Below are 6,706 nucleotides of genomic sequence, written 5' to 3'. Positions count from 1 at the left end.
CCGGCAAAGCCTAGCAAGCAGCCGGTACTTAGTCTTGCATGTGAAGCCGTGAGGCCAGCATGAAGCGTAGACAAAGGAGTGCGAGAGCCGTAATGCGAAAGCGTGAAGCGATTCAGCCTCGTTAGAACGTTGTGTGGAAGCCGATACCCTAACTTAGGTCGCAGGCAGAAATGTACAGGTCGATAAGCGAGAACTGTGCAGGTTCCACCAGGGTCATAGAGCATGGCGAGCGCACGAAGTACTATACATGTACCTGGGAGAGCTGACAAGGGTCCTAAATGGATGACACCCATCCCAATGGTATGGACGCCAAAATACTTTACTGTATGGAGACGTCACAGATGCCCAGTCAGCAGTCGGATTACCTCATAGTAGTGATGAAACCTGTGAAAGCAGGTGGAGTGAAGGGGGTAAAGAATAGTCAACAATCGCAGGGAAACAGGTTCTGCACAGAGAGGTAGACGAAACTAAGACTTAGAGATTAGTTAAATGTAAACGGAACTGCAACTGATAAGGTGTAACGAGTACACCCCAAGGACTATTCTAGGAGCCGTATGCGGGAAAACCGCACGTACGGTTCTGTGAGGGGCGGACAGAGTAATCTGATTCCGTCTACTCGACTGACAGCGGCTATGCCGCTGAGGGTTGTGGAGGGCGCCTCTAAATTATATAAGGCGCCAGTTTGTATAAAACCTTAACAACCGCCCTGCGGGCGTCGGAAATGCAATCCCCCTTTGGTGGCTGGCGCCACCACCTTTCCCCCGCAAGCGGGGGCACTATAAAGCTCCGTTATGCTGTGAGCTGCTTATGCAAGGACTGCTTTTCAGAGCTTTGTTGTCCCACCGCTCTGCGGGGGGAAGGTGGTGCCGTAAGGCACCAAAGGGGGGAAAAGCCACCGGAGGTGGCTGATTACCGTAATGCTTTTCATGACATATGACACAGAAAAGTAAATCCCGTAACGCTGACTTTATACTCATCGCCCTGCGGGCGATACCACAACCTTCGGCCTTGAAAGGCCGTCAAACCTAAGAACCCTTGGGCCGAAGGCCCATCCATCTTAAGAACCTTTCCCTTCACAACCCTTTTACATAACCCGCCGCCGAAAGGCGGCCATAACCCTCGGGCTGGAGGCCCGTTAACCCTCACGCCCGCAGGGCGTGTCCAAAGGCGTCCAATCATTTCTTTGTCCTACTTGAACAAGGGTATATAATAAGATAAGTAAATAGTAAGAAATTAAAACGGATGAATTAGCGTTTCATATATTGAAAATTGCTATTTACCAATAAAAATACAAGGGGAGTGTACTATGTCATTAAAATCTAAAGAAATTACAGCCCTTTTAGCCGTACTGGCTTTGACAGGGGCTGGCAGTGTCAGTGCTGAAACGCCGGTGTATACGCTGAAGGGGATTACGGTTACAGCCAACAGGCAGGCAGAAAGGCTGCAGGATGTGCCGGCCAATGTACAGGTGGTTACGGAGAAGGATATCCAGAAGAGGAATGTGCAGAATACAGCCCAGGCTGTGGCTATGGTGACCGGTGTATCGGCATCCCAGTCTGTGGAAGGTACGGTCAATCTGAGAGGATATGATTCCAAGAATATTCTGGTGCTGGTGGATGGTCAGCCCATGAACACGGCCTGGAACGGGGATGTGGACTGGAATATGATTCCGGTAGAAAATATCCGGAAGATTGAAGTGGTCTCCGGTGGGCAGTCCGCTCTTTATGGTGGCCGGGCTGTAGGCGGTGTCATCAATATTATGACCAAAACCCAGAAGCAGGACGGCCTCCACGGCTCTGCTACGGTAAGCTACGGAAGCAACGCCACGGTAAACCAGAATTATAATGTTGGCTTCAAAAAGGATAAGTTTGATTTTGGCGCCTTTTATGGCAGCATGAATACCCATGGCTGGAAGGATTACGATGTTTCTGTCAGCGGATCCGGGAAAGCGGAAGGGTATGATTCCGATGCGGAAGGAAACGCCATCATTGGTAACAGAGGCAGCAAGAAAGTTTTGAATGAGTCCTTTGGGTTCAACATGGGCTACAGTTTCAACGACAGCCAGAAATTGACCTATAAATATACCCATTCCATTTATGAGTGGAAATATGAAGACCCCATTTCTTACATAGAGAGGGCTGATCGCTGGAATGGAACAATCGGAGAAAATAAGAAGAGCTACAGTCCGTCCAGTTTCCTGGGAACGCGGGGATGGCGTGCCTATAATCTTCATTCTTTAACCTATAATGATAAAGATAATGGCATCCATGCTCACTTTGGCTTGACCGATTATTACAAAGATGGTTATACCTCTCCGGACACAAGCGTAAATCCGGAAAAGAATTTTGACGGCAGTGGCAGTAAGACATCCTATCCCTCTAAATCCTGGGATTTTGATTTCAATAAGAGATGGAAACTGGGCGCCCATAATCTTCTGGCTGGTTTCTCCCTCGGGCAGGATAAGTTCAGCGAAACCATTTCTGCGTCAGTGACAGACTGGAAATCCTGGAACAGCAGGAGTAAAGAGACTGACAAAGATCAGCGGCTTGGTGGCAAGGATAAGACCTATGCCATTTATGTACAGGATAAGTGGAACTTCTCCCCGAAATGGACGGCTTACATCGGCGGACGGTATGACCATTATAAAAAATATGATGGGTACTCTCAGTACAGGGGAAAGGATGAAAAGGATTTCGATTCTTCTTCCTATGACAAGTTCTCCCCAAAGATTTCTCTTGATTATGCTTTTAATGACAGCACCAATGCTTATGTTTCCTATGGGAAATCCTTTAATCCGCCTATTCTGTACCAGGTGNNATACTCTGACAACAAGAGAGGAATCTACCGTCCGAACCCTGACCTGGATCCGGAAACTACAGATACCTGGGAATTGGGACTGAAAAAGAAATTTGGCAGCAAGACCGATGTTCATGCCGATGTGTTCTATGCAAAAACAGATGATTATATCAAGTTGAATAAAGAGAATGCATCTGCTTATTTCTATGAAAATGCCGGCGACGCCAAGACCCATGGATTTGAAATTTCCCTGAATCAGCACCACAGTGACGCCTGGACTTCCTATATCAACTACACCTGGCAGACAGGAAAGGTGGAGGGTGAAAAGAATTATGATATTCCCCGCCATCTGCTCCACCTTGGTACTACGTACAGCAAGAATCCCTGGACGGTGAACCTGGACGGCATGTTCATTTCCGACAGGACGGAAGCAGGAGAGGAAAGCGGCTGCTTCAAGGCTCGGGATGCCTATTTCCTCATGAACCTTTCCACCAATTACCAGTTCAATAAGAACTTCGGACTCCAGTTTGCTGTAAATAACCTCTTCGACAGGGAATACTATGATGAGGATATTTCCAACAGCCATCATTACATCGGTGACGGCAGGACCTACACCCTTACCGCCAGATATTCCTTCTAAAGGAAGCATCAAAAAAACACCGCCCTTTGGGGACGGTGTTTTTTTGTGGGACCTATAAAATGCAAAGGCCTTTCCTGGGAAAGGGAGGGGACCTTAGAAAAATCGAATCATAAAAGAACTGACGCTCCTATCCTTCGTGCCCTATTCTTCCTCCCAGGGCAGGTGAATATGAGGGGGCTTCAGGAAACGGGGGAGAATGCCCTGGTCCTCTCTGGGATGAGCTGGAACGAAGACGGGAAGGCGGTTGGGGAGGATTTCCAGGTCCAGAGGGAAGGTGGGGCCCAGATCGCCGTCCACGTTGGTGACAAGGGGCTCGTTTTCCTGGATCGAAAGGTGGGCTTTCTTGAAGCTCACTACGGTGAGGAAGTCCGGCCCCATCTGCATGCCTGCCAAGAGCTTTGGCGCCGATTTCAGGGCCAGGAGCCATTCAAAATCGTGGAAGAGGCAGAGCTTGATGACCCCTTTATTTCTTTCCGACGGCGGAATGAGGTTATGGAAACTTCCGGCGGAGTCGGTGAGCATGGCCGCAATGAGAGGAGAGGACACTTCGATGACGGTGCCGTTTTCCTCTTCAATTTTGAAATGGTAGGATTTCTGCTTCGATACCACCTGCATGCCCTTCATATAGTAAGCCAGGGATCCGAAGAGGGTCTTTTCCTTGATGGTAACCTTGCCTACCGCTTCGGAAATGCTGCCGGCACCCACCACATTGATAAAGTAGCGGTCGTTCACCCGGCCTACGTCAATATTCGTTTTCACCGCCGTTTCCAGCATGTGGATGGCTCCCTGGGGAGAGCGGGGAATGTGGAGAGCCCTGGCCAGGTCGTTTACGGTGCCGAAGGGGACAAAGCCGAAGGTGGAGCTGCTGTTGACAGGCACCATGCCATTGATGACTTCGTTAATGGTACCGTCGCCGCCCATGCATACCACATCCCGCCCTGCTTCTGCGGCATCTCTGGCAAAATCCGTGGCATCCCCTGCTTTTTCCGTCAGTCTGATGATGATATCCTCAAACCGTTTGGAAAGAACAGAATGGAGAAGGGGAATATATCGCGGTGCCCGTTCATGGCCCGATGTAGGGTTGACGATGATGGTACACTGTCCTTCTTTTTTCATGACTCTCACACTCCGTGCAATGGAGACCGGGGTCTCCTGAATTCTATCTATCCTATTATACCAAATAGAAAGGAAATTTTGACAGATTAATAAAAGTTTCCTGCTGAGGTGAAATGCAATGGTGCCATGCCGGATAGGAAACCATATGCGAACAGTTTCCTGCTGAGGTTGAAACGCAATGGTGCCATACCGGATAAGAAACCATATGCGGAATAGTTTCCTGTCGAGTTGAAACACAATGGTGCTATGTAGAGTAGGAAACTATATGCGAAAAGTTTCCTGCCGCCATGAAATGCAAGGGCCCCATGTCGAGTAAGAAACTTATTTCCTCAATCCATTTTTTCAAGAAATCTATTGACAAGGACTGACCCGGGTATTATACTCTATGCATAACCGAAAACCCAAAGATACAAGGAACGGGAAAAAGGAAATTTCCTTGATTTACAGAGAGCCGGCGGTTGGTGTAAGCCGGTAAGAAGAAAACTTCCAACACTCACCCGTGAGTATTTCAGCCGAACTAAGTAAGCGGAAACGTCCATTCACGTTACGAATAGGAACACCAAAGTATAATGTAGGGTGGTACCGCGAAACTTTCGCCCCTATCTTCAAAAGAATGAAGATCAGGAGCTTTTTTATTTGGTATCATCGGTGTTCCACTGAGCGATAAACCAGGGTGGTACCGCGTATATGCGCCCCTGCCGGATGAATCAGTCCGGCAGGGTTTTTTGATTGGGTAACAATTTTCATTATATATCAGGGAGGAAACGAAAATGAAGAAATGGATGAAAGCAATGGCAGCAGCCATGGCAGCAGCAACAGTATGTGGAGCATTTGCAGGATGCGGCGGTGACAAGAAAGCCGCTTCTTCCAGCGCAAAGGCAGCCAGCGGTGATACAGTGAAATTTGGTTTTGTTACCGCCTATACCGGCCCCGGCGCCGCTTATGGCCAGGCTGAAAAGGAAGGCGCAGAACTGGCTGTAGAAGAAATCAATAAAGATCCGAAAACAAAGATGAAAATTGATCTGGTGACCTACGACAGCAAGCTGAACAAGGCAGAAGCCATCAATGCCTTCAAGCGCCTCATTGAACAGGATAAGGTACTGGCTATTCAGGGACCTATGACTTCCGGTGAAATTTTTGCTGCAGGCCCCATTGCCCAGCAGGCTAAAGTTGCTGTTTTCGGCACCAGCACCACAGCTCCGAAGGTAACAGACATTGGCGACTACATTTTCAGAAACGCCATCCCCGGTAAGCTGGCTATCCCCACCACCGTCAAGAAGGCCCATGATAAACTGGGATTCAAGAAGGTAGCTGTCATGTACTCCAACAACAATGACCAGATGGTTGGTGAAAATGAAATTTATCAGCAGACCTTCAAGGATATGGGCATTGATGTAGTGGATACCGAAACCTTTGCAGATAAAGATACCGACTTCTCCGCTCAGCTCACCAAGATTCAGGCAGCTAACCCGGACGTGATCTGCATTGCAGGCTTCTACCAGGAAGGCGCCCTCATTGTAAAGAAAGCCAGAGAAATGGGCATGAACCAGCCCATCATCGGCAACAACGGCTTCAACAGCCCCCAGTACATTAAACAGGCCGGCGATGCAGCCAACGGCACTCTGGTAGCAACACCCTGGAACCCGGATAGAAAGAGCGACAAGGCCCAGAACTTCCGTAAAGCCTTCGTAGCCAAGTACGGACACGAACCGGACCAGTTTGCAGCCCAGACCTACGATGCTTTCTACATTATGCATGAAGCCGCTGAAAAGTCCGGCTCCACCACAGACCGCAAGAAATTCCGCGATGCACTGGCCCAGATTAAGAACTTCGAAGGCGCTACCGGCAAGTTTGAATTTGATGAAAACAGGGATCCAAAGATGGATCTGGATGTACTCCAGGTACAGGATGGAAAATGGGTTCCTTTCGCTTAATAGGCTGACATGTCAGTAAAGCAGCAGGGAAGCATGGAAATCAGAAAGAATGTAAGGAAGTATGGAAGAATAGCAGAACAAAGGATGGCAGTATAGGAAATAAAAAGGCGAAGCGTCATGCTTCGCCTTTTTACGTGGGATATGGCGGGGAATTTTATCGGCGCTTACTTTAGAGCCTCTTATGAAGTGACTGCTTCGCGGTGCTTTCCGGTATTCCCGA

The 6,706-nt window shown here is 48.7% G+C and carries 3 protein-coding genes and 1 other annotated feature; of the genes, 2 read left to right on the top strand and 1 reads right to left on the bottom strand.

The window, feature by feature from the left end; translation table 11 throughout:
• Positions 1-1,306: 1,306 nt before the first annotated feature.
• Complete coding sequence (locus B2Y11_RS01535; protein WP_291055272.1) at positions 1,307-3,436, top strand: TonB-dependent receptor; 2,130 nt, start codon at positions 1,307-1,309, stop codon at positions 3,434-3,436.
• 141 nt (positions 3,437-3,577) lie between these two features.
• On the opposite strand, the gene B2Y11_RS01530 is transcribed toward B2Y11_RS01535, so the two are convergent.
• Positions 3,578-4,552 (bottom strand): diacylglycerol/lipid kinase family protein, encoded by a 975-nt coding sequence (locus B2Y11_RS01530; protein ID WP_291055269.1) that lies wholly within the window; start codon positions 4,550-4,552, stop codon positions 3,578-3,580.
• A 403-nt stretch (positions 4,553-4,955) separates the two neighbouring features.
• Positions 4,956-5,156: a binding site (T-box leader), on the top strand.
• A gap of 166 nt (positions 5,157-5,322) precedes the next feature.
• Between B2Y11_RS01530 and B2Y11_RS01525 the strand changes: the two genes are divergently transcribed.
• On the top strand, positions 5,323-6,486 hold the full coding sequence (locus B2Y11_RS01525; protein WP_291055266.1) for an ABC transporter substrate-binding protein: 1,164 nt from the start codon (positions 5,323-5,325) through the stop codon (positions 6,484-6,486).
• The last annotated feature ends 220 nt before the right edge of the window (positions 6,487-6,706 follow it).

Origin of the sequence: Dialister sp. UBA1703 (assembly GCA_002320515.1) — a bacterium.
Classification (GTDB): Bacteria; Bacillota; Negativicutes; order Veillonellales; family Dialisteraceae; genus Dialister.
The sequence above is the reverse complement of the archived record's forward strand: the minus strand, read 5'-3'. Positions and strand labels throughout refer to the sequence as shown.

Bases quoted from the DNA above. Each gene is read 5' to 3' on its own strand.
- B2Y11_RS01530 (WP_291055269.1), bottom strand. From the start codon at position 4,552: ATGAAAAAAGAAGGACAGTGTACCATCATCGTCAACCCTACATCGGGC.
- B2Y11_RS01525 (WP_291055266.1), top strand. From the start codon at position 5,323: ATGAAGAAATGGATGAAAGCAATGGCAGCAGCCATGGCAGCAGCAACA.